The sequence below is a fragment of the Salinimicrobium oceani genome, from assembly GCF_012037645.1.
Genome location: NZ_JAAVJR010000981.1, coordinates 1 through 379, shown reverse-complemented (window position 1 = coordinate 379; position 379 = coordinate 1). Strand labels below are relative to the sequence as shown.

Here is a 379-nt window from a genome sequence, read left to right as displayed (position 1 = left end):
ATAATCAAATCTTACCCCTTTATTTATTGGATCAGTGATCAATTTAGAGAGAAGTTTAAAAGTAAAGCTCTGGACAATGTCCTTTATATCCGCCAAGGTGGTGCAACTGGAAATAATTTTAGAACTATAAGACTGTGGTGGGAAATTAATTTTAAAGATGTGTCTTTAAAATTAGGCGATAATAAAAAATGGGTATTCTATCAGAAAGGCGGTCCTTTTTTAAAGTGGTATGGAAATAATTGGTGTTTAATTGGATATAACGACCCAATTGAATATAAATATCTAAGTACACACGGCAATCGTTTGCCGAGCGAAAATTTTTATTTTCAAGAAGGGATTTCATATTGCAGTAGTGGCTCAAAAGGGGTTTCATTCAGAT

At 33.0% G+C, this 379-nt stretch carries 1 pseudogene; it reads left to right on the top strand.

Annotation, left to right across the window (positions count from 1 at the left end):
- Positions 1 to 379: pseudogene (locus tag HC175_RS20360) on the top strand (restriction endonuclease); the annotation flags it as partial.